This is a genomic window from Bacillus sp. JK74 (assembly GCF_053663395.1).
The window spans coordinates 873,571-896,772 of the sequence record NZ_JBSJQB010000002.1; the positions used below are offsets into that span (position 1 = coordinate 873,571).

At 49.0% G+C, this 23,202-nt stretch carries 25 protein-coding genes, 2 pseudogenes and 1 riboswitch; of the genes and pseudogenes, 15 read left to right on the forward strand and 12 right to left on the reverse strand.

What is annotated here, in order from left to right:
• Positions 1–33: 33 nt before the first annotated feature.
• From ACWJJ5_RS08880 to ACWJJ5_RS08890, 3 genes are all read right to left on the reverse strand, one after another.
• Entirely contained in the window at positions 34–1,683 is a 1,650-nt protein-coding gene (locus ACWJJ5_RS08880) for a methyl-accepting chemotaxis protein (protein WP_060675034.1), read from the reverse strand.
• Positions 1,680–2,657, reverse strand: coding sequence for a BMP family lipoprotein (locus tag ACWJJ5_RS08885; RefSeq protein WP_182068774.1), 978 nt, complete (start codon positions 2,655–2,657; stop codon positions 1,680–1,682). The genes ACWJJ5_RS08880 and ACWJJ5_RS08885 overlap by 4 nt, the downstream gene beginning before the upstream one ends.
• A gap of 171 nt (positions 2,658–2,828) precedes the next feature.
• Positions 2,829–3,725, reverse strand: coding sequence for a CvfB family protein (locus ACWJJ5_RS08890; protein WP_454022353.1), 897 nt, complete (start codon positions 3,723–3,725; stop codon positions 2,829–2,831).
• A gap of 99 nt (positions 3,726–3,824) precedes the next feature.
• Between ACWJJ5_RS08890 and ACWJJ5_RS08895 the strand changes: the two genes are divergently transcribed.
• The 4 genes from ACWJJ5_RS08895 to ACWJJ5_RS08910 all read left to right on the forward strand — a co-directional run bounded on the left by ACWJJ5_RS08895 (position 3,825) and on the right by ACWJJ5_RS08910 (position 7,817).
• The gene (locus ACWJJ5_RS08895) at positions 3,825–4,316 is read left to right on the forward strand and encodes a YajQ family cyclic di-GMP-binding protein (RefSeq protein ID WP_003155112.1); all 492 of its coding nucleotides are present in this window, start codon (positions 3,825–3,827) and stop codon (positions 4,314–4,316) included.
• A gap of 100 nt (positions 4,317–4,416) precedes the next feature.
• Positions 4,417–4,539, forward strand: a riboswitch (SAM riboswitch).
• Between the two features lie 89 nt (positions 4,540–4,628).
• A complete protein-coding gene (locus ACWJJ5_RS08900; protein ID WP_070081610.1) occupies positions 4,629–6,470 on the forward strand; it encodes a bifunctional homocysteine S-methyltransferase/methylenetetrahydrofolate reductase in 1,842 nt (613 codons plus the stop codon).
• An 81-nt stretch (positions 6,471–6,551) separates the two neighbouring features.
• Positions 6,552–6,992: a GNAT family N-acetyltransferase gene (locus ACWJJ5_RS08905; protein ID WP_007409151.1), complete on the forward strand. Its 441-nt coding sequence runs from the start codon at positions 6,552–6,554 to the stop codon at positions 6,990–6,992.
• A gap of 198 nt (positions 6,993–7,190) precedes the next feature.
• Entirely contained in the window at positions 7,191–7,817 is a 627-nt protein-coding gene (locus tag ACWJJ5_RS08910; RefSeq protein ID WP_454022354.1) for a pentapeptide repeat-containing protein, read from the forward strand.
• A gap of 7 nt (positions 7,818–7,824) precedes the next feature.
• On the opposite strand, the gene pdxR is transcribed toward ACWJJ5_RS08910, so the two are convergent.
• Positions 7,825–9,267 (reverse strand): MocR-like pyridoxine biosynthesis transcription factor PdxR, encoded by a 1,443-nt coding sequence (gene pdxR, locus ACWJJ5_RS08915; protein WP_454022355.1) that lies wholly within the window; start codon positions 9,265–9,267, stop codon positions 7,825–7,827.
• A 125-nt stretch (positions 9,268–9,392) separates the two neighbouring features.
• Between pdxR and ACWJJ5_RS08920 the strand changes: the two are divergent.
• Positions 9,393–10,001 (forward strand): annotated as a pseudogene (locus ACWJJ5_RS08920) (LysE/ArgO family amino acid transporter).
• A gap of 54 nt (positions 10,002–10,055) precedes the next feature.
• Complete coding sequence (locus ACWJJ5_RS08925) at positions 10,056–10,550, forward strand: DinB family protein (protein WP_058906695.1); 495 nt, start codon at positions 10,056–10,058, stop codon at positions 10,548–10,550.
• Between the two features lie 45 nt (positions 10,551–10,595).
• On the opposite strand, the gene iolG is transcribed toward ACWJJ5_RS08925, so the two are convergent.
• From iolG to ACWJJ5_RS08940, 3 genes and pseudogenes are all read right to left on the reverse strand, one after another.
• Positions 10,596–11,627 carry an inositol 2-dehydrogenase gene (gene iolG / locus ACWJJ5_RS08930; protein WP_063174190.1) on the reverse strand — a complete coding sequence of 344 codons (1,032 nt, stop codon included), beginning with the start codon at positions 11,625–11,627 and terminating at the stop codon, positions 10,596–10,598.
• A gap of 226 nt (positions 11,628–11,853) precedes the next feature.
• Positions 11,854–12,879, reverse strand: a complete 1,026-nt coding sequence (locus tag ACWJJ5_RS08935) for a LacI family DNA-binding transcriptional regulator (protein ID WP_024085105.1) — start codon at positions 12,877–12,879, stop codon at positions 11,854–11,856.
• Positions 12,880–12,916: 37 nt separating this feature from the next.
• A pseudogene (locus ACWJJ5_RS08940) lies at positions 12,917–13,777 on the reverse strand (AraC family transcriptional regulator); the annotation flags it as partial.
• Positions 13,778–13,899: 122 nt separating this feature from the next.
• Between ACWJJ5_RS08940 and ACWJJ5_RS08945 the strand changes: the two are divergent.
• Positions 13,900–15,267 carry an MATE family efflux transporter gene (locus tag ACWJJ5_RS08945; protein WP_003155121.1) on the forward strand — a complete coding sequence of 456 codons (1,368 nt, stop codon included), beginning with the start codon at positions 13,900–13,902 and terminating at the stop codon, positions 15,265–15,267.
• Between the two features lie 36 nt (positions 15,268–15,303).
• Here the strand turns inward: ACWJJ5_RS08945 and ACWJJ5_RS08950 are convergent, their stop codons facing one another.
• Together ACWJJ5_RS08950 and asnB are read right to left on the reverse strand one after the other, a co-directional pair.
• The gene (locus ACWJJ5_RS08950) at positions 15,304–16,044 is read right to left on the reverse strand and encodes a squalene/phytoene synthase family protein (RefSeq protein ID WP_454022356.1); all 741 of its coding nucleotides are present in this window, start codon (positions 16,042–16,044) and stop codon (positions 15,304–15,306) included.
• 85 nt (positions 16,045–16,129) lie between these two features.
• Complete coding sequence (gene asnB / locus ACWJJ5_RS08955; RefSeq protein WP_278071713.1) at positions 16,130–17,971, reverse strand: asparagine synthase (glutamine-hydrolyzing); 1,842 nt, start codon at positions 17,969–17,971, stop codon at positions 16,130–16,132.
• A 175-nt stretch (positions 17,972–18,146) separates the two neighbouring features.
• Here asnB and ACWJJ5_RS08960 point away from each other — a divergent pair, with 175 nt between their 5' ends.
• Positions 18,147–18,689, forward strand: a complete 543-nt coding sequence (locus ACWJJ5_RS08960) for a DUF2777 family protein (RefSeq protein WP_448197439.1) — start codon at positions 18,147–18,149, stop codon at positions 18,687–18,689.
• Between the two features lie 252 nt (positions 18,690–18,941).
• On the opposite strand, the gene ACWJJ5_RS08965 is transcribed toward ACWJJ5_RS08960, so the two are convergent.
• Positions 18,942–19,298 (reverse strand): YisL family protein, encoded by a 357-nt coding sequence (locus ACWJJ5_RS08965; RefSeq protein ID WP_003155128.1) that lies wholly within the window; start codon positions 19,296–19,298, stop codon positions 18,942–18,944.
• 93 nt (positions 19,299–19,391) lie between these two features.
• Entirely contained in the window at positions 19,392–20,297 is a 906-nt protein-coding gene (locus tag ACWJJ5_RS08970) for a fumarylacetoacetate hydrolase family protein (protein WP_454022357.1), read from the reverse strand.
• 217 nt (positions 20,298–20,514) lie between these two features.
• Here ACWJJ5_RS08970 and ACWJJ5_RS08975 point away from each other — a divergent pair, with 217 nt between their 5' ends.
• From ACWJJ5_RS08975 to ACWJJ5_RS09005, 7 genes are all read left to right on the forward strand, one after another.
• Positions 20,515–20,724, forward strand: coding sequence for an aspartyl-phosphate phosphatase Spo0E family protein (locus tag ACWJJ5_RS08975; protein ID WP_025649564.1), 210 nt, complete (start codon positions 20,515–20,517; stop codon positions 20,722–20,724).
• A gap of 189 nt (positions 20,725–20,913) precedes the next feature.
• Positions 20,914–21,135, forward strand: a complete 222-nt coding sequence (locus tag ACWJJ5_RS08980) for a spore germination protein (RefSeq protein WP_003155135.1) — start codon at positions 20,914–20,916, stop codon at positions 21,133–21,135.
• Positions 21,136–21,147: 12 nt separating this feature from the next.
• Positions 21,148–21,384 (forward strand): spore germination protein GerPB, encoded by a 237-nt coding sequence (locus ACWJJ5_RS08985; RefSeq protein ID WP_003155138.1) that lies wholly within the window; start codon positions 21,148–21,150, stop codon positions 21,382–21,384.
• 35 nt (positions 21,385–21,419) lie between these two features.
• Positions 21,420–22,037: a spore germination protein GerPC gene (gene gerPC / locus ACWJJ5_RS08990; RefSeq protein ID WP_031378472.1), complete on the forward strand. Its 618-nt coding sequence runs from the start codon at positions 21,420–21,422 to the stop codon at positions 22,035–22,037.
• Positions 22,034–22,210: a hypothetical protein gene (locus ACWJJ5_RS08995; protein WP_003155141.1), complete on the forward strand. Its 177-nt coding sequence runs from the start codon at positions 22,034–22,036 to the stop codon at positions 22,208–22,210. The genes gerPC and ACWJJ5_RS08995 overlap by 4 nt, the downstream gene beginning before the upstream one ends.
• Positions 22,210–22,605: a spore germination protein GerPE gene (locus ACWJJ5_RS09000; RefSeq protein ID WP_003155142.1), complete on the forward strand. Its 396-nt coding sequence runs from the start codon at positions 22,210–22,212 to the stop codon at positions 22,603–22,605. Before ACWJJ5_RS08995 ends, ACWJJ5_RS09000 begins: the two co-directional genes overlap by 1 nt.
• Before the next feature lie 39 nt (positions 22,606–22,644).
• A complete protein-coding gene (locus ACWJJ5_RS09005; protein WP_003155143.1) occupies positions 22,645–22,863 on the forward strand; it encodes a spore germination protein in 219 nt (72 codons plus the stop codon).
• Positions 22,864–22,906: 43 nt separating this feature from the next.
• Here the strand turns inward: ACWJJ5_RS09005 and ACWJJ5_RS09010 are convergent, their stop codons facing one another.
• The gene (locus ACWJJ5_RS09010) at positions 22,907–23,200 is read right to left on the reverse strand and encodes a hypothetical protein (protein WP_070081602.1); all 294 of its coding nucleotides are present in this window, start codon (positions 23,198–23,200) and stop codon (positions 22,907–22,909) included.
• Positions 23,201–23,202 lie beyond the last annotated feature (2 nt).

Consider the following 23,202-nt stretch of genomic DNA (forward strand, 5'->3'; position numbering starts at 1 on the left):
GAAAGAGGGCTGTTTTTTGCGCACGGATGTCCGTTACAAAGTAAACCGGCGGACCTGATCGTTTAACCGCTCTGTCAGGCTCACCAGATTATTGACGCTTTCCGCCATTTTATGAAAAGAAGACAGCTGCTCAAGCGCGGAGGCAGAAATCTCTTCGCTTCCTGCAGCCGTTTCCTGAACGACGGCGCTGATGCTTTCGGCATGATGCAGCACTTGCTCACCAAGCTGTTTCGATTCGATGATCCGTCCGTCCAATTGAGTAAGCTCCGCCTTAATATGGGCGGCTTTTTGTTCAATATGGGCGAATGATTCTGACGTTTTCTCCATCAGCTCCTGCTGTCTGTCCGCTAAAGCGACGCCGGTCGTGACAGCTCCGGTAATAGATGTGATGCCGTCTTCAATTTGCTTTACCATATCGAAAATCTGCGCGGTCGCTTTGGCTGATCCGTCTGCGAGCTTCCGTATCTCCTCGGCAACGACGGCAAATCCTTTTCCGGCCTCGCCTGCTCTGGCCGCCTCGATTGCGGCGTTTAATGACAGCAGATTGGTCTGGCCCGCAATGTCGGAAACGGTCTGCGCCATCATACTGATGCCTGCCGCATGCTCTATGAAGAGATCGGCGGCTTCGGAAATCTCTTTTGATGTCTCATTGCTTTTATCAATGGCTTGCTTGGTCTCGGCTAAAGCACCTCGCCCCGCAGCCACCGCAGCAATCGTCTCTTCGCTGCTTCTCGTCGTTTGTTTTGAACGTTCGGCGTTCGCCTTTGAATGTTCATCCATTTGTTCAATGAATTGCACCGCATGCTGCAGATCTTCTGAAATGGTTTGGGAGCCTTGCGCCATTTCTTCCGTCGATACGGACACCTGCTCGGTCATGTCCTTCAGCGTCTGGTTTTCCTTCGTCAAACCTTCCGCAAAAGTCTCGACTTCACGGCCGACCTCTCCGATCGCCTGAATTAAGGTGCGGAGCTGTTCAGCCATCATTCCGAATGAGTCATTCAGCTCTTTCAGTTCGTCCTTCCCTTTATAATCAAGCATTTCAACAGCAAGGTTCCCTCCTGCAATACGGCGGGCATTTTCAGCCATGCGGCGGATCGGCCCTGCAATTCTCTTCGTCAGCCTGATGGAAGATATGACGGTGACGGCAAGTATCACGATGGTCAGCACGGCTGCGCTGTAAACGATAAACTGAATCTGGTCAGCCGTCTGCTTCTGCATGTCTTCATAGTGATCCCGGCTTTTCAGATTCAGCATATAAATATCATTCAGGAGACCGTTGATGCGGGCCGCCGTCCTTGTCGCTTCAGCCGGGCTTTTCGAATCAAGGGCAGCGTCCGCCTCCGCCTGCCATGATTCGTATTTTTTGGCGAGTTTGTCATAAGCGGCTTTGTCCGCATCGTCCCTCATCGTTTTTTTGAGCGCCGCCAGTTTGTCTGAGCTGCTTTTCATATAGCTTCGTACATCTTCTTTCTGGGCGTCTGCGAGCGTATAGGAATAGCCGGTGATGCTTTCTTTTAACGTATTAAGGTCGGCTTTTGCTTCCTGGACGTTTAACAGCGCGTCCACTTCATCTTCATTTGAAGCCTGAATCTTCATCATGTTTACGATGGTAAAGCCGATGACGGCGGCGAAGCAAATCATCGTAACGGCTGCGTTAACGAGCAGCCTTGTCCGTAATGTCACTTCAGATCGCCTCCTTTTTCAATCAGACTGTTTTTCATATCCGTGATCTTTTTCGTCAGCCCGCCTGCGTTTTTGACAACTCTGATCTTGGCTAAGTCCATGCCGTTTTCCTTCAGTCCATAAACGATCTCACCGCTTTTGATCTCCTTGTTGTCTTTTAAATCTTTCGCCAATTCATAGATGACATGGTCGACGTTTTTCACTAAAGAAGAGATAACGGCGTGCTCGGCGGTGTAATATTGATCGCTGTCAACACCGATGGCGTATACTTTTCGCGCCTCCGCTTCTTTCAGTGCGCCGACACCCGTGAAGCCGGCCGCCGTAAACAGGACATCGGCTTTTTTTCGGATCATGTTTTGGGCGATGCGCTTCCCGAGCTTATCATCATCAAACGTACCGCTGATTTCCGACAGCACGCGGATGTTCGGTTTGACTGATTCCGCGCCTTTCAGATAGCCTTTCTTAAACCGTTTAATGACGTCGGCATCTGAACCGCCGATAAATCCGATCGTGCCGGTTTTGCTCGTCATAGCCGCCAGCGCTCCGGCTAAGAAGCTTCCTTCATCCTCTTTAAACGTGACGGAGGTGACATTATCCAGTCCTGATACAGAATCAATCAGCACAAACCGCTGCTTCGGATATTTTTTGGCGACCTTTTCTAAATCCGCCTGCATGCTGTAACCGAGCCCCACAACAAGATCATTGCCTTCCCGGACAAGCTGGGTCAGTCCTTTTTCGTACGTACCGGTGTCTTTTATTTCTCTGTAATCAAATGTGATGCCGAGCTCGTCTCTTGCTTTCATCAATCCTTGAAAGCCTGAATCATTAAATGATTGGTCGCCGAGGCCGTTGTCTGTCAGCATGATGCCGATTGTTTTCGTTTTTTCGGCCGCCGCCCCCTCGGATTTGCCGGCACATCCCGCCGTGCTGAGCGCAAGCAGCAGTACAGCCGCAAATATCGCCATTTTTCTCATTGAAACTCTCCTTTTGTTTTTTTCTATAGTTATATATCGGTTCGGATGTCAGAATATTTTATTTCAATAAAATATGTATGTTCGGCAGGGTGATAAACAAATGAGGGATATAGGAGCTTTTGAGAAAATAAAAAACACCGGTTTTGGTTCACCGATGTTTTTGCAGAAAATTTATTGTTTTTCGTATGTCCAGCCGTCTTTCTGATACACTTTGCCGTTTTTCATCAGGTGCCCGAGCGCCCGCTTAAAGGCGGCTTTGCTTAAATGAAACCGTTCGCGGATATCGTCAGGATCGCTTTTGTCTCCGTAAGGCATCGCGCCGTTTCTTGATCTCAGATAGGTCAGAATCTCCTCCGCGTCAACCGAAAGCGCATCCTGCTTTCTCGGCAGCAGGGACATGTTGACGGAGCCGTCTTCCTTCACCTCGATAACACGCCCCGTCACGCGGCTGCCGAGTCTCGGCTCTTCTTTTCTTTCTGAAGGGTGAATAAACGCGCGGATGCCTTCATCGGTAATCAGAAAAGAGCCTGATGCGATCAGTCTGTACACCGTGCCTGTCAGGTCTTTATTCATGACGTCTTCCTCTGCATCCGTAAATAATTCACTGATGATATCCTCAGGCGCCGGCTTGGCAAACATGCGTCCGCTGCTTGTCACCTTCAGCATGCAATACAGTCTGTCGCCTTTTTGCGGCCAGACGGATTTGTACGGAGGCAGGTGCTCCGTTGCGACGAGCGCGTCTTTTGACAGACCGACGTCGACGAATACGCCCATATCCTCCACAGCGTCCGTCACTTCCACCCATCCGTAGTCATAAAAGCTGATGAGCGGCTTTTTCATCGTCGCCGCGAGTCTTTCCTGATGATCGACGTAAATAAATACGTCCACTTCATCTCTGTCTTCAATATCCTCTGTAATTTCACTGTTATGTAAAAGAACCGTATCCTCGCCGTCGGTTAAAAAATAACCGAAATCGGTTTGGTGATCTATACTAAGCGTGAGCTGCTGCCCTGGTCTCATGTTATCGTCCTTCCTGATTCGCCCGTATGGGGCTGATGTTTTTCTCATTTTTTCCAATATGCATAAATTCATGCTTTATGCAGTTGGACATTTCTCTTTATTCTACTATAATCAACTCATAAGTGAAATGTTATAGGAGGTTTTCTCATGGCAAAAGAAAGTTCTTTTGATATTGTATCCAAAGTTGAATTTCCCGAAGTGCAGAATGCGATTCAGATGACGCTGAAAGAAATCGGCACGCGCTATGACTTTAAAGGATCGAAAAGCGATGTAACTTTAGAAAAGGAAGAACTTGTCCTGATTTCTGATGACGAGTTTAAACTGAATCAGCTCAAAGATGTGCTGAGCGGCAAGCTGATCAAACGGGACGTGCCGACGAAAAACATTGAATACGGCAAAATCGAAAATGCCTCAGGGGGCACGGTGCGCCAGCGCGCGAAGCTTGTACAGGGCATTGATAAAGACAGCGCCAAAAAAATCAACGCGGTGATTAAAAACTCCGGCTTGAAGGTCAAGTCTCAGATTCAGGACGACCAAGTGCGCGTCACCGGAAAAAATAAAGATGATCTGCAGCAGATTATTGCAGCCGTCCGCGGGGCAGACCTGCCGATTGACGTTCAATTTATTAATTTTAGATAAATTATGTGATTCCTATTGATTATTGTCTCTATTTTCGGTAAATTTGGAGAAAGGGATTTTCACAGTTAAGTTTTGGAAACCCATGACAATTATATGAACGTTCTTATCAAGAGAAGCCGAGGGACTGGCCCGACGACGCTTCAGCAACCGGTGTAATGGTTTAACCCAAACCATGACCAAGGTGCTAAATCCAGCAAGCTAAAAACAGCTTGGAAGATAAGAAGAGAGACAAATGATTACAAAGTCTTCTTCTTAAGAAGACTTTTTTTATTTCTCTTTTTTCCTTGCTGAATGTGACGAAGGAGGCAAACAATGGGACTATTACAAGACTTAAAAGAACGGATTTTAATCGGAGACGGCGCGATGGGCACTCTCCTCTATTCCTACGGCATTGACAGATGTTTTGAGGAACTGAACGTATCAAAGCCCGAGGAAATCAAGCGGATACATAAGGCTTACGTCGAAGCCGGGGCAGACATCATCCAGACAAATACGTACGGCGCGAATTTTATTAAGCTCTCAAGATACGGACTTGAGGATGAAACGAAAAAAATCAATCAGGAGGCGGTCAGAATCGCGCGCGCTTCCTCAGACGGCGCTTATGTATTGGGAACGATGGGCGGCATCCGCACCTTTAACAAAAACGCCTACAGCCTGGAGGAGATTAAACGCAGCTTTCGGGAGCAGCTTTATTTATTGCTTCACGAAGAGCCGGACGGTCTGCTCCTGGAAACATACTATGATTTAGAAGAGGCGCGCGAAGTGCTGAAGATAGCGAGAAAAGAAACGGAACTTCCGATTATGCTGAACGTATCCATGCACGAACAGGGCGTGCTGCAGGACGGAACGCCGCTTCGGGAAGCCCTCAGGTCAATTGCCGATCTCGGCGCTGACATAACGGGAATCAATTGCCGGCTCGGCCCGTACCACATGATTGAAGCGCTCACCGAAGTGCCGATTTTCCGTGACGCTTATTTATCGGTCTATCCGAACAGCAGCCTTCCGTCTTTAGAAGAAGGCCGGCTTGTTTATGATACGGACGATGCCTATTTCCGGGAGAGCGCCGTACAGTTCCGCACTCAGGGCGCGCGCATTATCGGCGGCTGCTGCGGTACGACGCCAAACCATATCAGAGCCATGGCTGAAGCGGTCCGCGGACTTTCTCCCGTCACTGATAAAGAAGTGAAAATCAGACGGGAAGAAGAAATCATCTCCGTCCGGAATGAACGGACCGAGCCTGGTTTAAACGAAATCGCCGCTCAAAAACGGTCAATTATCGTAGAGCTTGATCCGCCGAAAAAATTGAATTTTGACAAATTTCTGCAAGCGGCGGCTGAATTAAAAGAAACCGGCATAGAAGCGCTGACGCTCGCCGACAATTCATTGGCGACACCGCGGATCAGCAATGCCGCCTGCGGTTCATTGCTGAAAGAACGCCTTGATATCCGTTCTCTCGTTCACATTACATGCAGAGACCGCAACATCATCGGCCTTCAGTCACATTTAATGGGGCTGGATACGCTCGGGCTCACCGACATTTTAGCCATCACGGGTGATCCTTCAAAAATCGGCGACTTTCCGGGGGCTACCTCCGTCTATGATTTAACGTCCTTTGACTTGATCAGGCTGATTAAACAATTCAACGAGGGCATTTCTTTATCAGGGAAACCGCTCGGCAAGAAAACGAACTTTTCCGTAGCCGGAGCATTTAATCCGAATGTCCGCCATCTTGATAAAGCAGTAAAACGGCTGGAGAAAAAAATCGAGTGCGGAGCTGACTACTTCGTGTCCCAGCCTGTCTACTCCGAGCAGCAGCTCATTGACATTCATCATGAAACGAAACATCTCAAAACACCGGTGTATATCGGAATTATGCCGTTAACGAGCAGCCGCAACGCAGAGTTCATTCATCATGAAATCCCGGGCATTAAGCTGTCAGACAGCATCCGGGAAAAAATGGCGCTCGCCGGCGAAGACAAGCAAAAGCAGAAAGCCGAAGGCCTCGCCATCGCCAAGTCGCTTCTCGACACGGCGTGCGAACTGTTTAACGGAATTTATTTAATCACCCCGTTTCTCCGTTCTGATTTGACATCAGAGCTTGCAGCTTATATTAAGCAAAAGGATGAAAAGCGGGCTGATGTATATTTGCATTGACGCGGAAGAGGCCGCCTGATATGACAGGCGGCTTTTTCATGGTACGATACAGAAAAAGAATCAAGCAAAGGAGGATTTTTTATGGTTGAAGTAAAACCCATCACCGCAGAAGACACATACGCCATCAGACACAGCGTGCTGCGCCCCCATCAGACGATTGAGGATTGTAAATATGATCAGGACAGCGTCAAAGGAGCATTTCATCTCGGAGGTTTTTACGACGGGACATTGATCAGCATCGCTTCTTTCTACCCGCAGAACCAGCAGGCTTTACAGGCGGCGCCCGCCTACCAGCTGCGCGGCATGGCGACGCTTGAAGAATACCGGACGCAAAAAGCGGGAAGCACGTTAATCGCCTATGCGGAACGAAAACTGGCAGATATGGGGGCGGCGCTTGTCTGGTGCAACGCCAGATGCCACGTGAAGGGATATTACGAAAAGCTCGGCTGGAAAAGCACGGGCAGCCCCTTTGACATACCCGGCATCGGCCCGCATGTGATCATGTATAAAGAACTCGCCTGAAACAGACAAAAGCCCTTGGGGACATGTCTCTAAGGGTATTACCTTGAATGTCACGTCTGCTTTTATATGCGACACTATTGACGCCCTCCCGCTTTTTTAATACCCTTTGTGCATTACGCAACAGCAAGGATGGCAGGCAGAAAGCGATATCTGCCAATTGCCGATTTCAGCTATTATGTTTAGAAAAGGGAGTATGAGATGAATACGATCCAAAAACCGAAAATCCCGAAAGAATTGCCGGTGCTTTCTTTCACTGAAGCGCTTCAGGATGAGGAGCTCAAAGAAGTCATCATTGAAAACGGCATCGTAAACGGCAAACTGGACGGCCTGCGTGCCGAAAAAGTCATTTTCAGAAACATCGTTTTTACGGATGTCTCTTTCAGACATATGGAATGTACGGATGTCCTGTTTGACAAATGCGATGTCTCAAACGCTGATTTCAGCGGAAGCATCATCCATAGAACGGCGTTTCAGCATTCAAAACTTCTCGGCTTGAATCTGGCGGATTCCGCCATGCGTCATGTACGGTTTGAAGACTGCCTCGCAAATTACAGCTCCTTCAGCTATTCCAATATGAAGCATGTCCGTTTTGACTCGTGCGGCCTTTCAGAAAGTGAGTGGAATGATTCCGTTCTTGAATACACAGATCTTGACGTCTGTGATTTGAACGGCGCAAACTTCATCGGCACGTCTCTTTTTAATATGGATATCAGCACGTGCACATTTGATCATCTGCATGTCTCGCTTGATAAGCTGAAAGGATGCCGCATCTCTCCGGCGCATGCCGCTACATTCGCAGAAGCGCTCGGAGCCATTGTGACGTGATCTTTTATTAAACGAAACGGCGGGCAATATCCGCTATCGTTTGAATGCCTTTTTCCAAGTCCGGTAAAGATGCGTACGAATAGGAAAGACGCAGGCTTTGCCGGTCTTCGGGAAGATAGAGAGCTCCCGGATTGATCAGCACGCCGGACTCCAAGGCACGGGTGAAAAGCGTCTGAACGGCGAATGCTTTATGAAAGGTGACCCAAATATAAAAGCCCCCCTCCGGCACCCGCCACTCCGCAATATCTCCCGCGTATCTTTCAAGAAAACACAATGCCGCATCTCTCCTGATTTTGAGTTCCTTTCTGAGACGCAAAAGACGCGCTTCATAGCGGCCGCTTGACAGCCATTGACATGCCGCCCATTGAGATAATGCGCTGGAGCCGTAATCCGTCTGCATTTTAATATCGGCGAGCCTGTCTGCAACCGGCTCAGGGGCGACGACCCATCCGATGCGCAGACCCGGGCTTACGGTTTTTGACAGCGTACCGATATACAGTACATTCCCCTCACCGTCCATGGATTTTAACGGAGGCGGCGGTTCTTTATCGATCCATATATCACCGTATGCGTCATCTTCAATGACAGGCAGACGGTGATTTCTTGCGAGCGCGATGAGTTCCTTCCGCCGCTTGAGTGACATTACCGTTCCGGTCGGATTATGGAATGACGGAATGGTGTACAGCAGCCCCGCTTCGTATTGCCGACGGTAAGCGGGAAGATGATCCGTTTTGATTCCGCTCCCATCCATCGGCACTCCCTTAAGCCTGACGCCCGCTGATTGAAACACACGCAGGGAATGGAGATACGACGGGTTTTCAGCCAGCATGACGGAGTTTGGTTTTAGCAGCCCGATTGAAATGAGCTGAAGCGCCTGCAGCGCCCCTGAGACGATTACGATGGATGCCGGGGACGCGTGAATCCCCTTTGTTTTCAAATGTTCCGCGACGCTTTGCCGAAGCTGCAGGCTGCCCTTCGGTTCTTCATAGCCGAGCGCAAAAATGTTAGTTCCCGCTTCACGGAACAGTTCGGCCATCTCCTGCTCAGGCAGCAGCTCTTGACTCAGCTCACCCGTCCCCAGCCTGATCAGATCCGGACGCGGCTCGTTTTGATTAATGGCCTGAATCAAGGATGAATTCGGCTGATGACTCCCCGATGTAACGTACGTGCTCCAATCAAGGGGCTTAGCCGCTGCCATGATGCTCCACGTATTGTTGACGACCTTTGTGCCTCCCCCTCTTTTTCCTTCCAGAAGACCTTGGGCGATTAACTCATCAACTGCTGCCGTCACTGTGCTTCGGTTGACCTGAAGCTCCTCGGCGAGCTTTCTTTGTGAGGGAATTTTCGTGCCAATGGTCCATTCGCCATGAAGTATTTTTTCTTTTATATGCTGTTCGATCTGGAGATAAAGCGGTATGTGCGACTCCCGATCCGGACGCCAGCTGTTCATACGTCATCCCTCCTTCTTTATTTATTATACATTTGGCTGGTTTAAGTACCAGCCAAATGGCCGGAGACATCAGCACACAGTGCGGCTACAATGAGATGTAGTTGACGATTGGAGGGTTTTACGATATGAATGCCATTCTTCACGGAGTGATGCTCGCTTTCGGCCTTATTTTGCCATTGGGCGCGCAAAACGTGTTTATTTTTCAGCAGGGAGCCTGGCAAAAACATGTGTGGCAGGCGTTTCCCGCAGTGATTGCCGCGGCGGTATGCGATACGATTCTCATCAGCGCGGCCGTCGCAGGCGTGTCAATGATTATTGCAGAGATTCCCGTTTTTCAGACCGTCATGCTTATAGGCGGCTTTTTGTTTCTCAGTTTTTTAGGCTGGCAGACTTGGAGAAGCAAACCGCAGGCCGAACAGGCGAAAAAAACAGTTTTCACGGCAAAAAAACAGGCGGTCACGGCCGCCATGGTATCCCTTTTGAACCCGCATGCGATTTTGGATACTGTCAGTGTCATCGGCACAAGCTCCGCCGCCTATCCGGGAATTGATAAATGACTGTTTGCCGGTGCTTGTATCATGGTTTCCTGGGTATGGTTCGCCGGACTGGCATTCGCGGGACGGCTCGTCCAAACGGCGGATACAGGCGGCCGGCTCCTCGGCATCCTGTATCAATGCTCGGCATTGGTGATGTGGGGTGCTGCTTTTTATTTTGCGGCGCTTTTGTTTCGATAAAAGGAATTCGGCCAGGTCATGTTGAATGTACCGGTAGGAAGAGGGGGAATTGGAATGTCAGACATTTTAAAGCTGTATCACTACCACAGATGGGCAAATGAGCAAGTTATTCAGCATCTGAAGAGCCTGCCCGCGGCAAGCTTACAGCAGAAACTGGATAGTGTTTTTCCGACTGTGAACGCCGTGCTTGTGCATATATACCGGGCGGATTACATTTGGCTTCACGTGCTTTACGGAGAAACTTACGAACAAATCGTCTCGCAGTTTGATCAATTTGAAAAGCTTGACGGAGATTTTGAGGCGGTTGAACATAGAATGACTGAACTGGACAAAGAATACAGCGAATTTTTAAGAGACTTGGAGAACACGGAAGGCCCGATCTCCATTTCTCATCCGCGCATGGGAACGCTCCAGACGACATATGCCGATGTGATCCGGCATATTGTGAACCACGGCACATACCATCGCGGCAATATAAGCGCGATGCTTCACCAAATGGGCTATAAAGGTGTGCCGACTGACTACATTTTTTTCTCATACGAATCATAAAAAAGCAAAGGCCTCCCGTGCCTTTGCTTTTTCACTTCGAATCTATCATAATCCGGCATAGTTGGGGGCGCCCGGGGTAAGCTTTACAGGCCTTCCGGTTTTAAAAGATTCCGTCGCGGCGATCCCGATTTCTAAGTTAATCGCGGCATCGATGTCTGTCACAATCGGCGTTTCCCCTTTTTTCACACATTCGGCAAAGTGCTCAAGCTCCAGACGGTAAGCGTCTTTAAAGCGGGCTTGAAAATCCGGAATAATTTCGTAGCTGCTGCCTGACTCCGTTAAAATGGTGACATGGCTGTTCCGCAGCGTGCCGACTAAAATGCTTCCCGCCGTCCCGATTATTTCGGCGCGGATGTCATGGCCGTACGGAGAATTTCGGCTTGCCTCCACATCGCCGGCCGCGCCTGAATCAAACTCAAGATACGTTATTGCCTGATCGACATCGCCGCACTCCTCCATGAACGGGTGCTTTAAAACCCTCCCGTGCCCGCTCACGGACGTAACCTCAGCATTCATGAGATATCTCGCGATGTCGTAATCATGAATCGAGCAGTCAATGAAAAGCCCTCCGCTATGTTTGATAAATTCCGCGGGCGGTGCGCCTTGATCTCTTGTAAATCCTTTATAATAAATGGGTCTGCCGATTTCCCCGGCGTCGATTCTTCTTTTCGCGTCGGCGTATGCCGGATCAAACCGCCTCATAAAACCGACCTGGCAGATGACGTCCGTTTCTTCGATTTTTTTCATGACTTTAATCGATTCCTCAAGACTCAGGGTGAGCGGCTTTTCAACAAAGATGTGCTTGCCGTTTTCAGCAGCCTTCATGATCATTTCCGCATGTGTGCTTGTCGGCGTGACAATGATGACGGCGTCAATCGTGTGATCTTCCAGCAGTTCATACGGGCTCTCCGTCCATTTGGCGATTCCTAATTCTTTCGCACACGCTTCCGCCTTCCCCTTCATCGGGTCACAGACGGCCGCAAGTTCGGCTCCCCGCACTTCGCCGGCTAAATGCTTCGCATGAAAATACCCTAATCGTCCTAATCCCAGCACTGCACATCTGACTTGATCTGTCATCTATCACCGCTCCTTTTTTCTTGAGGCCGCATGCCGTAATTGAGCAAGCGGTTTCCCTTATTAAACAGAAATTATTATTTTGAAAGCGTTTTATTTATAACTCAAGCTGTTGGCTTTCTTTGCTTGTGCAACCCGCAGTATTTGCGCAAGCGCTTTCTCCAAAGCTGTTTTAATTTTACAATGCTTTTCGCTCGTTTGACAATGTTTTTCACAGAAAAAAACGCCCTTATCGCTGAGGGCGCGTTTTTACCGGTGCCGTAGAATGCCTGATGACGAGTTCCGGAGATAAAATGATTTTGCTTTTTGTTTTTTTCTTCCCTTGAATCTCATCAATGAGAAGTTCAACGACACGCCGCCCCATTTCGCGGATGGGCTGAGAAATCGTCGTGAGCGGCGGTGCCGTCATTTCAGCGAGAATGGTATTGTCAAAGCCGATGACGGACAAGTCTTCCGGCACTCGAATGCCCCGGGAGCGCGCCGCCTGTATCGCCGCGCATGACAAGACATCATTAAAGGCGAAAACGGCGGTCGGAAGGTCTCTGTCAAACAGCTCGCCCGCTGCCTGTTTTCCGCTTTCCAGCGAATATTCCGTCGGTATGATCAGCGATTCATCTAGTGTCATCCCCGCTTCCCGCAGCGCTTTTTGAAAACCTTTGATTCTGTCTCTTTCACCCGTGGTCGAACCGTTTCCGACGATACAGGCAATTCTTTCATGGCCTAAAGATATGAGATGCTCAGCCGCCGTATAGCCGCCGAGAAAGTCATCGATAATGACGACGTCCATCGGCGCGAGCGGTTTATCCTGCGTAATCATCGCAAGCGGGATGCCCGATTTCACAATATCATCAAGCGCCGTGACGCTGTCATCATGATCAAGTCCCGTCGCGAATATAATGCCGTCCGCCTGCTTCTGCCGCAGCATCGAAAAATACTTCGTTTCTTTTTCAGGCTGATAATCGGTGCTGCAGATAATGATATGAAACCCAAGTACACCGGCGCTGTCTTCAATGCTTTTCGCCAGTTCCCCGAAAAACGGGTTTGAAATGTCCGGGGTGATCAGGCCGATCATATTCGTCTTTTTGCCCGTCAAAGCGGATGCGTGAACATTCGGATGATAGTCCATCTCCTCCATGACACGGAGCACCATCCGGCGGGTTTTGTCACTGATTCTCCCCGTATTGTTGATGACCCGCGAGACGGTCGAGATGGAGACGCCCGCTTTTTCGGCCACGTCGTAAATTGTCATTTTCATGCTTACCGATCCCTCTTCTGTTCTCTGGTATTAGGTCCTCCGTTTTCCGGCTTACGAATTTGCGGTATTCAAGCGGCGAAATGCCTTCAATCTGTTTAAACAGTTTGGAAAAATAGGTTGGGTCCTCCATGCCAATGGCGTCTGCGATCGCCCCCATTTTGTCATTGGTTGCGGACAAAAGACGTTTCGCCTCCGTCATTCTGACTTTGTTCGTATACTGGCCGGGCGTGACGCCGAGCACCTGCTGCATGCAGCGGGTCACGTAGTCTTGGTTGTAATGAAGAGCCGAAGAGAGCGCTTTGATGGTTGTTTTCTCCTGATAGTGCTCCTGCAGGTACCGGGCGGCCTCCCATGCGACTCTTTCCTTTGCGGACGGGATTTGGAACGCTTCTTTCTGAAGATGGAGCAGCAGCTCTTCAAACAGAATCTGCTTTCTTAGCGGCAGGTCGGAGTTCTCGGCGCTGTCATCTGTCAGCACACTGAATTGCCCGGCCATAAACTGCGGGCGTCTCACCTTCCCTTTTTGCGGCAGGGACAGCCGGTAGCGGGACGGCTCTTCAAAGCTCCCTTTTTTTCGCCTCAGCTCCGACCAGTTGTTCCCGGTTGTTTCCGTCACCTCATAATCCGCTCCTTCAAAATGAAGCCACGAATAGGATGTCGTTTCTTCACTGCCTTTTGTTCCGTAATGTTCAAGCCCGGGAGAAAGCAGAATATATTCTCCCGCTTCAACGGAAAAGGCGTTTTCGTCTTCTGTAATGTAGAGGACGCCTTCTTTCACATACAGCAGATCAAACACCGGGAAGACCCGTCTCACATGGGTTTCGCCTTTTTTGAACACTCCTTCTCCCGCAGCGATAAAGACCGGGAACGGAGGGACTGTGAACTCGAGAAAGGACATATTTCCGGCCCTCCTTTTTAAGTCGGATTTTTGCAAGAAGTTTCGTTTCTCTCCCTTTTTATTATAAGAAAATGGAGGTACACTTTTAAACGTTGATTTTTTCAGGAAAGGGGTTAAAAGAAATGAAACAAGCGATTTTAAAACGGGCTGCATTCAAACAATCCTCTGATCACAAACTCTCATTATACGCGCTGACTTGGCCGATATTTATTGAGGTTTCATTATATATGTTTATGGGAAACGCCGACACTCTTATGCTTAGCCAATACTCTGACAACAGTGTGGCGGCCGTGGGTGTCAGCAATCAGATTTTAAATTTAATTATCGTGATGTTCAGCTTTATCGCAACGGGTACGACAATTGTGATTTCACAGTTTTTAGGATCTAAACAGAAAAAAGAGGCGCAGGAAGTGGCTTATGTATCAATAGGAGCGAACTTTGTCATCAGTCTCGCCATCAGCGCCGCCATATTTTTTGCGGCCGTTCCGCTGCTTCATGTGATGGGTCTTTCCAATGAATTGATGCCGGATGCCAAAGTCTTTTTGCAGGTGGTCGGCGGGCTGTCCTTCATTCAGGCTTTGATTATGACGTTCAGCGCCATTTTAAAAAGCTACGGTCATACGAAGGATACGATGTTCGTTACGATCGGGATGAATATTTTAAATATTGCCGGAAACTTTCTTGTCATTTTCGGGCCGCTCGGCCTTCCGGTGTTAGGCGTCGCCGGTGTTGCGATGTCAACGTCCTTTGCGCGGATCATCGGGCTGATCGCGATGATTGTAATCGTCAAAAAACGCATCGGACTCGGTCTGACATGGCAAAAGATTTTTCACGTCCATAAAGAGCACTTGCGGAAACTCCTGAAAATCGGGATTCCGTCTGCCGGCGAACAGCTGTCTTACAACATTTCACAAATGGTTGTCACTTATTTTATCGCCATTATGGGCGCTCAGGCGCTTACAACAAAGGTTTATACACAAAACATCACCATGTTTATCCTGCTGTTCGGAACGGCGATCAGCCAGGGCACACAGATTTTGATCGGCAGATATATCGGCGCCAAACGGTTTGACGACGCTTATGACCGCTGCATGAAAAGTCTGTACTGGGCGCTTGGCATTGCCGCTTTGACATCCGTGATCATGACCTTGTTTTCAAAGCAGCTGATCGGAATCTTCACAAGCAGCCCTGACATTATTGCGACGGCGAGCATGCTGATCGCCATGACGATCATTCTTGAGCCCGGCCGTTCATTCAATGTCATTATCATCAACTCGCTGCGGGCTGCCGGAGATGCAAAATTCCCCGTCTACATGGCGATGATTTCCATGTGGGGTATCGGACTGCCTCTCGCTTATCTGTTCGGCATCCATTTTGGATTGGGGCTTATGGGCATCTGGATTTCATTTATCGCGGATGAATGGGTCAGAGGCATTCTTATGTACAGAAGATGGCGGTCGCGGATTTGGATTCAAAAAGGGATTGCATAAACGCCCGAAGCTTCGTTAAGAAGCCGGGCGTTTTTTTTATGCTTGCGAAAGCCGTTTTCTCATGTCACCGAGGTCTGGCCGGTAATGTGCCAGCAAACCGGTAACGGCGGGCCTTGAGTATAACGGAAACAGCTCCAGCTCTTCAGACGCCTCCTCGAAATACGCCTCGGCCTCAAATGCGATGTACTCCCATACATTCATAAAAGCTTTGTTGACGGTATGGCTCTCCAGCTCTTCTTCCGTATAGCCGAATTGCTTCATCACCTGGCGCGGGAGACGCTTTTTCGCCAGCTCGTCCGTATGAATCCCCAGAAGCACCCGGGTCAGCTGAATGGCTGCTCCTAATGAAACGGCTGCATGGCGGAGTTTCTCTTGGTTCCGGCGCGCGCAAACCGGCAGCAGAAGCAGGCCGAGGGCTCCGCCTGTTCGGCCCGCGTACATCAGCAGGTCATCAAACTCTTGATACGTTACTTTTTCTCTGTCAGAGATGTGGCCGGCGATAAACTCACGCAACGGCTCTTCTTCAAGCGCAAATTGCTGCCGCACATCGGTGAGCGCCTCCCACAAAAAGCCGTCGGCGCGTGCCCCGTTCAGAAAGTCTTGTGCCGCCTGTTCAAATCCCCCAAGTTCCTGCACATCGAGCCGATCAGCTTCGTGAAACAAAGCAAGCACCGCCCATGCGGCCCGCCTGTTTTTTGGCGGCAGGGATGAGAAAGTCCGTTTATATAAAGGAAAGTGCGCCTCGGCAAGCTGGGCGCATGTTTCATATTCGGTCATGGTATCACTCCTCTGTTTTTTAGTGTACCATATGTTTCACAATAAAAAGACCGATATCCTTCAGCGGAAACCGGTCGCGGCACTGTTATTCTTCTATATCGATACGGTACGCCTCAAACCATGTATGGATCTGGGCAAGATGGGCGATCAGCTGCGGGCCTTTCATCAGTTGGCCGAACCACGGCACCTGAAAAGATGAACCTTCTGTCTCCAGCAGCATTTCCAGCTTCTTTCTGTCAAGCAGGGTGTGAAGCACGGAATCTTTCTGTTGCAAAATCGTTTTCAGCCATTTTGTGACCCCCTGCGTGTATTTCGGGTGATGCGTTTTCGGATAAGGGCTTTTTTTGCGGTACAAAATATCTTCAGGAAGCAGTCCTTCAAGCGCTTTCCGCAAAATGCCTTTTTCCCGGCTGCCATGCATTTTCATTTCCCAAGGAATATTCCAAACGTATTCCACAAGTCTGTGGTCGGCGAACGGCACCCGTACTTCAAGACTTGCGCCCATGCTCATGCGGTCTTTGCGGTCGAGCAGATTTGTCATAAACCAAAGCATATTTAAGTAGAACAGCTGCCGTCTCGCTTTATCTGTTCCCGTCTCACCGTCTAACAGCGGCGTTTCCGCAATGGTTTCTTCATATCTCGCATTCACGTATTCTCTAAGATTCAGCCGTTTTTGCCACTTTTCATCCAAGAGCGTGATCCTCTCCTCAGTCGACCTCATCCAAGGAAATCCGTCTTCTTCTGCCGCGGTGTGAAACCACGGATATCCGCCGAAAATTTCGTCCGCGCATTCTCCGGAAAGACTCACGACAAAATCTTTTTTAATTTCCCGGCAGAACCATAATAGCGATGAATCAACATCAGCCATGCCCGGCAGGTCTCTGACGAGAACGGATTCCTCCAGATGTTCAACCAGCTGATCCTGCGTAATCACGCATTTATGATGCTGTGTGCCGAATGCATTTGTCATTTTATCGATCCACGGGCCGTCATCATTCGGCTGAAAGGCGCTCGCTTTAAAAAATTTGCTGTTCTCCTCATAATCAATTGAATAAGTATGAAGGGGATCTCTTCCTTGTTTCTCAAAATGAGCGGCGGCTATCGCGGTTATCGCGCTCGAATCAAGCCCCCCTGATAAAAACGTGCAAACCGGCACGTCAGATACGAGCTGGCGTGTCACTGCATCCTGAAATAAGTACCGAATGTGAGCGGCGGTTTCATCGAAGCTGTCTGTATGCTTTTCGCTCTTTACATTCCAATAACGCCATATGGACAAACCGTCCTTTGAGAAAGTGAACGCATGGGCGGGACGCACCTCGTAAATTCCTTTAAACACCCCGCAGCCCGGAGTTCTGGACGGCCCGAGTCCGAATACTTCCGCAAGTCCGCCGCTGTCTGTGCGGGCTTTCACATCAGGATGAGCAAGGATGGCTTTCAATTCCGACCCAAACAGAAAGGAAGAGCCGTGTTCTTTATAAAAAAACGGTTTGACGCCGAGCCGGTCTCTTGCCCCGAACAGCCGCTTGCGCTTTTCATCCCAGATGGCAAAAGCGAAAATACCGTTCAAGCGGTCCACGCACTCCTCCCGCCACTCAATATAGCTGTGCAGCAGCACTTCTGTATCAGAGGTCCTCTCAAAACGGTGGCCCCTCGCCTGAAGCTCCTTCCGCAATTCCTCCGTGTTATACAGCTCGCCATTATAAATGATGGTGTACGTTTCCTCTTGATGCGTGCAGGCCATCGGCTGGCGGCCGCCTTCAATGTCAACGACCGAAAGTCTTTTATGTCCGAATAAAACATGGGGCTCTCCCCAGACGTTTGAATCATCAGGCCCTCGTTTTGAAAGAGTGTCTATCATATTGTTCATAATATGTTTCTCTTGGACGAGCTGCTTTTGAAAATCGACCCAACCCGCAATTCCACACATGTGATATCAGCTCCAATCCCGTTTCTGTCGGTATCAAATTCGTTTCTATCAGCACTTTACCCAGTTTATGCAAAGAAACGCTGATAGTTGATTTGTCCCACTAAGACTTGTATGAGACAAGCCTGATTTGGAAAGAACGGAAGAGAAGAAACAAACAAAGGAGACCGGCACGGTTATGAAACGAAAACAGCTTTTCTCAGAAAAAAACAAATGGGGGCGCGGCACACTGATGATAGAGGACGGCATCTGCCTCGTCGAAAACGATGAAGGCGATATCCTGCTTGCAGACAGTCTCGGAAACGCAGCCGTATTGATGAAACGCGGCGGCCGATGGCAGCCGGCACGGATTTGCGGCGGTGCGGCCGAAATCGGCGCAGACACCATCCCCCTGCTCGGCGGGGAAGAAATCCGTTATGAAAAAGCGGTCAAACGGCCGCTGTTAACCTTGCTCGATTCGCTGGACGATGAAACGTTTCTGCTGTTTCTCAGCCATCTGCACGGGTTCGGCCTGTCTGTATATGATTGCGTATTTTCCTACAATCAGGCGCTGTTTTCCGGTGAAGGCGTTTCGTTTTATCACTTCTCGGCGGATGACGCACAATGCGCCCTTCAGCATCATCGCGGCAGCCCGGGTAAACACGACAGATTTGAATGGACGGCATCTGACGGGCGGCGCTCCATTATGTATTCAGCGGCAAAACAAGACGGCACCGCGTAACAAACAGGCGGCACCTTTTAAATAGGTGCCGCCTGATGTATTCAGCTTTGTTTTTCACGCTGATTGACGGCCGGCGTTTGCTTTTACCCTTCACAGCCGTAGCTTTTACGGCAACAAGAGTGATTGATGCTTTTGGCATCCTGCACATCTCCTTCGCCTCATCACCATCCCCCTGTCACGGCATTTCTCATTCAGCGGCACAGTTGCGCAACTAAAAAAACCCGGATGCATCCGGGTTTTTCAAGCGATTGATTAAAATACGTGAAAGCCGATCGGCAAGTGAAGGCCGAGCAGCACCGTCAGGACGAGCACGATAATAAAACCGATCCACAGTCCGCCGGTTGATTTGCCTTTTTTCTTACGGATGACGAGCATTTCCATCAGTCCGATGGTAATGATGCCGAGCAGCATTTTTCCGGCGTACTCTCCGTTCCAATTCGCAAAACGGACAAAAAGCTCAGCTCCGGTCAGAATAATAATAATGTAGAATAAGCGCAGAATCATATGCGTAATTTTTGCGCCCTTCGCTTTTCCGGCACCGTACAGCCCGTAGCTGACAAACACCAGGATAAGCGCAACGACCCATGAAGTAATATGCCAATGTGTCATTATGTTCAATTCCCCCTATCAGATCAATCTGCCTCACTTATGGTACCACAACAAGCCGATCGGAGCATTATCAATCGTGCGAAAGACACACAATTATCCGATTTGGTTCGACAGCGTGCCGATCGGTTCAATTGTAATGTCAATACGGTCCCCCGGCTTTAAAAATTTCGGGGGCTTAAATCCTTTTCCGACACCGGACGGCGTCCCCGTCGCTATAATGTCACCGGCTTCAAGCGTCATTCCTTTTGACAGCGTCTCGATTAATTCAGCTATCGGAAATATCATGTCACCCGTTGATCCTGATTGGCGCAGTTCACCGTTCACCCGCGTTTCAACTTTCAGGCTTTGCGGATCGCTGACGGCCGACTTATGTACAATGACCGGGCCCATCGGGCATGTCGTATCGAGGCTTTTGCCGATAAAAAACTGTTTATGTTTTTTCTGCAGATCGCGCGCTGTGATATCATTTACAATTGTATAGCCGAATATATGATCAAGCGCATGTTCTTTGGAGATGTGCGATCCGCTTTTTGATATGATTACCGCAAGCTCCCCTTCATAATCAAGCTGCTCCGTTACGTCCAAGTGGCTCTTCACTGTTTCTCCGTGTCCTGTAACGGCAGCCGGGGCTTTCGTAAAAACCATGGGATGCTCCGGTATATCCGCCTCACTCCCCATTTCAACGGCATGATCACGATAATTTTTCCCGATGCAGATCACGTTCTTTGAAGGTCTCGGAATAGGCGCGCAAAGCTTTACGTCAGACAGCGCATACATAAATGAACCCGACTCGTCATTCGGTTTTTTCGCCCATTCCGCAAGCTGTCCGGCATGCGCGACAAACTTATCTCCTTTTTGAATGCACTCGATCAGCGAACCCGGAATCGTCTCAAGTTCAAACAATTTTTTTTCAGCCTTTTGCAGATCTAAAATTTTGTTATCATCAATAATCAGACCGACAAATTTCCGGCTGTTCAGTTCCCCTGTCGCAAATTTCATGTTAATCCCCCATCATTTTTAAATCTGGCATTCCTTTATGTATTCTTCCTCCGGGCGGGAAATCCCTCTTTTAAACAGGCTGAAAATAAGTGTAAAAGAGTATCAAAAATTGTCACTTTTTTAGTCATATTGACGAAATAAAACCTTCTTGGCCAAAATGGGTTATACTATTATCATCCTATGTTTTCCAAAATAATCGAGAATTGGAGATCACACGATGAACAAAATTGAAGAAAAAAGATTAACTTTATTCGAGACAGCGCAAAAATTCGGAATCAATGCAACGGAGACCATCAGGTGCAGCCAGGAGCTGGACAGCCTTTTAAACGGGTGCCGGGGCGGGCTCATCCAACAAACGAAAGACAGCGGGCCGAACCCGGCCGCACAGATTCAGCACGGCCGCGAAAAAAAAGAGGCTTTCTCATAAACGTGATATGTATATAAATCTGTATCATTTATGTATAAGACCCGGCATGCGTAAAGCGCCGGTGTTTTTACGTCTAAAGTTTTTTCCGCTCACAAAAATGTGCATTTGTCATAAGCTATTTTAGGCAGGCAGCCCAGATAAGCTCCTGGAGTGCAGTCATGAAAATCTTCACGAAAAGGATGTGCTCGTATGCCCGCAATTGTCGGAGCGTTTAAAATTAATGCCGTCGGTACGAGCGGAGTCGTTCATATAGGCGACTGCATCACCATTTCTCCAAAAGCAGAGGTTAAGACATTTGCCGGAGCGGGCAGCTTCAATACCGGAGACAATCTCACACTGACGAATTACAGGAATTCAACGAATGTGTACGATAATGATGTAATCGATCAGCCGATGGCAGGAAACGCATAAAGGAGGCGCCGTATGAATTTTTACGTCAATCAGTCGATCCATATCAATTACATGCGTGTAGAATCTGTCAGTAATTCCTCCATACTGCAAATCGGAAGCGCCGGTTCAATTAAATCTCTTTCCAATCTGTACAACACAGGGAGTTATGTCGAGCCGGCGCCGCCTGTCACCGCGGGGCAGCAGGCTGTAACAACAGGGGGAGGTCCCGGCACCTCATCATTTGTACCGCTCCAGCCGCCAAGCCGGTAGTTTTAATGAAGGAAACGAGACGCGAGGTGAATGTCATGTATGATCAATCCGTTTCATCCTACCTGCAGAATTTAAATTCTTTCGTCCAGCAGCAGGCGCAGCAGATTCAGGAGCTCGAACGGCAGCTGAAAGAATTCCAAAATGAAATTTCAACGCTGAAGCAGCAGCCTTCTACAAGAATTGATCGGCTCGAGTATAAATTTGATCAGCTGAAAATTGAACGGCTGGAAGGAACGCTGAATATCGGATTGAATCCGACTGATCCGAATGCCGTGCAAAACTTCGAAGTCGGCCAGACATCTCCGCAGGTCGGAATGATGCAGCAGGAACAGGCGGGCCAGCAAATGCAGCAAATCCGTCAAAACGTCGATATGTACCTGAATGAAGAAATCCCCGCGCTTTTAGAGCAGCTCGAAACTCAGTATGAGAGCAGGCTGGACGAAGCGAACAAATATCATATTATTGAAGATATCAGAAAGCAGATGGACAGCCGGATTCAGTATTATCTGTCCCATGTCCCGAAAGAAGAAAATACGGCGCCCGCGCAATATGCCGAGCAGATTGCCGAACATGTGAAGCGTGATATTGTCAGGGCCGTCGAGCACTTTATTAAACACATACCTGGTGAAATGAAAGGTGATGATCCGTCATGATTTTTACAGTGATTAACCGGAACATTGAAGTCGGCGACATCCGGTCTACCGGTGTATCCAGTTCTTCCTTATTATTAATCGGCGACACCGATTCCGTCTATCTGTCTTCCATCTTTGACACGCCTCCGGAATCTCTTATTATCGGGCCTTATGTGCCGCTGGCGCCGGAATAATGTTAAAGCGCATTTCACGCCTCCGGAACGCCAAAATCAATTCAGTCGGGATTGCGAGTGTCTTTCAAGCAGGCGATACGAATGAAATCAATATGCGGATCAAAGTATTGGCCGATCAGCGTAGTCTTGCTGTATACAGAGATGATGAAGGCTCATTTAACAAAAAAGAATACCAGATCTTTCGGCAGCCGGCCGTCATGCCGTTACCGGAAACGGGAGTCCAAAGCGCATTCTGCCATGAAAATCCTTCAATTCGGGTAAGGAATGTGAAAGTTCAAGGGGTATCGTCAGCGTCCGTGGTTCAAATCGGATCGACGTCGGTCGTTCTGGGAGATTCGCGGCTGAAACATATTAGGCAGATCTTCACGCCAAGCTCACAATCACAGCAGCCCTGACATATAATGACGGTGAGACTTCTATAAAGGGTGTCGTTTATGCCAGCAATTACCGGACCTATAGCTATCAATTCCATATCGGGCGGAGTCGTAAACTTTGGTGATTCCTTTTACCTTTCTCCAAAAAGCTCTTCTAAATCTGCGCTCGGTTCGGGAGCAGGCAATACCGGAGATTTCCTGTTATTAAACAACGTTGTCAATGCGACAAACTATATAGACCCCGATGTCAGCGATCAAAATGTGGTCGGAAACGCCTAAAAAGCAGCCGCTCTTTCAGAAGAGGGCTGCTTTTGGTTCAGCGTTATTTTCGTTCATTTGCTTTTTTTGTTTTTACAAGCTTTTCCGGCGGCTGTTTTCTGATCCATTTCACAAACCGCGCGAGTTTCGGGTCACGCCGCAGCTCTTCTATTCCCGCGAGCCTTGCCGCAAGCTCCTGATTCGTATAGAGCGCGTGAATCTGTTTATGACAAGGGATGCAGAGCATTGCGGTCGGAAGGAATGTCCCGCCTTCTTCCTTAGGCGTTAAGTGGTGCTCCGTCAGCCGCACATGATGGCGGCCGCATAATTCACATGTGCCCTCGGCAGAATCGGCCATAA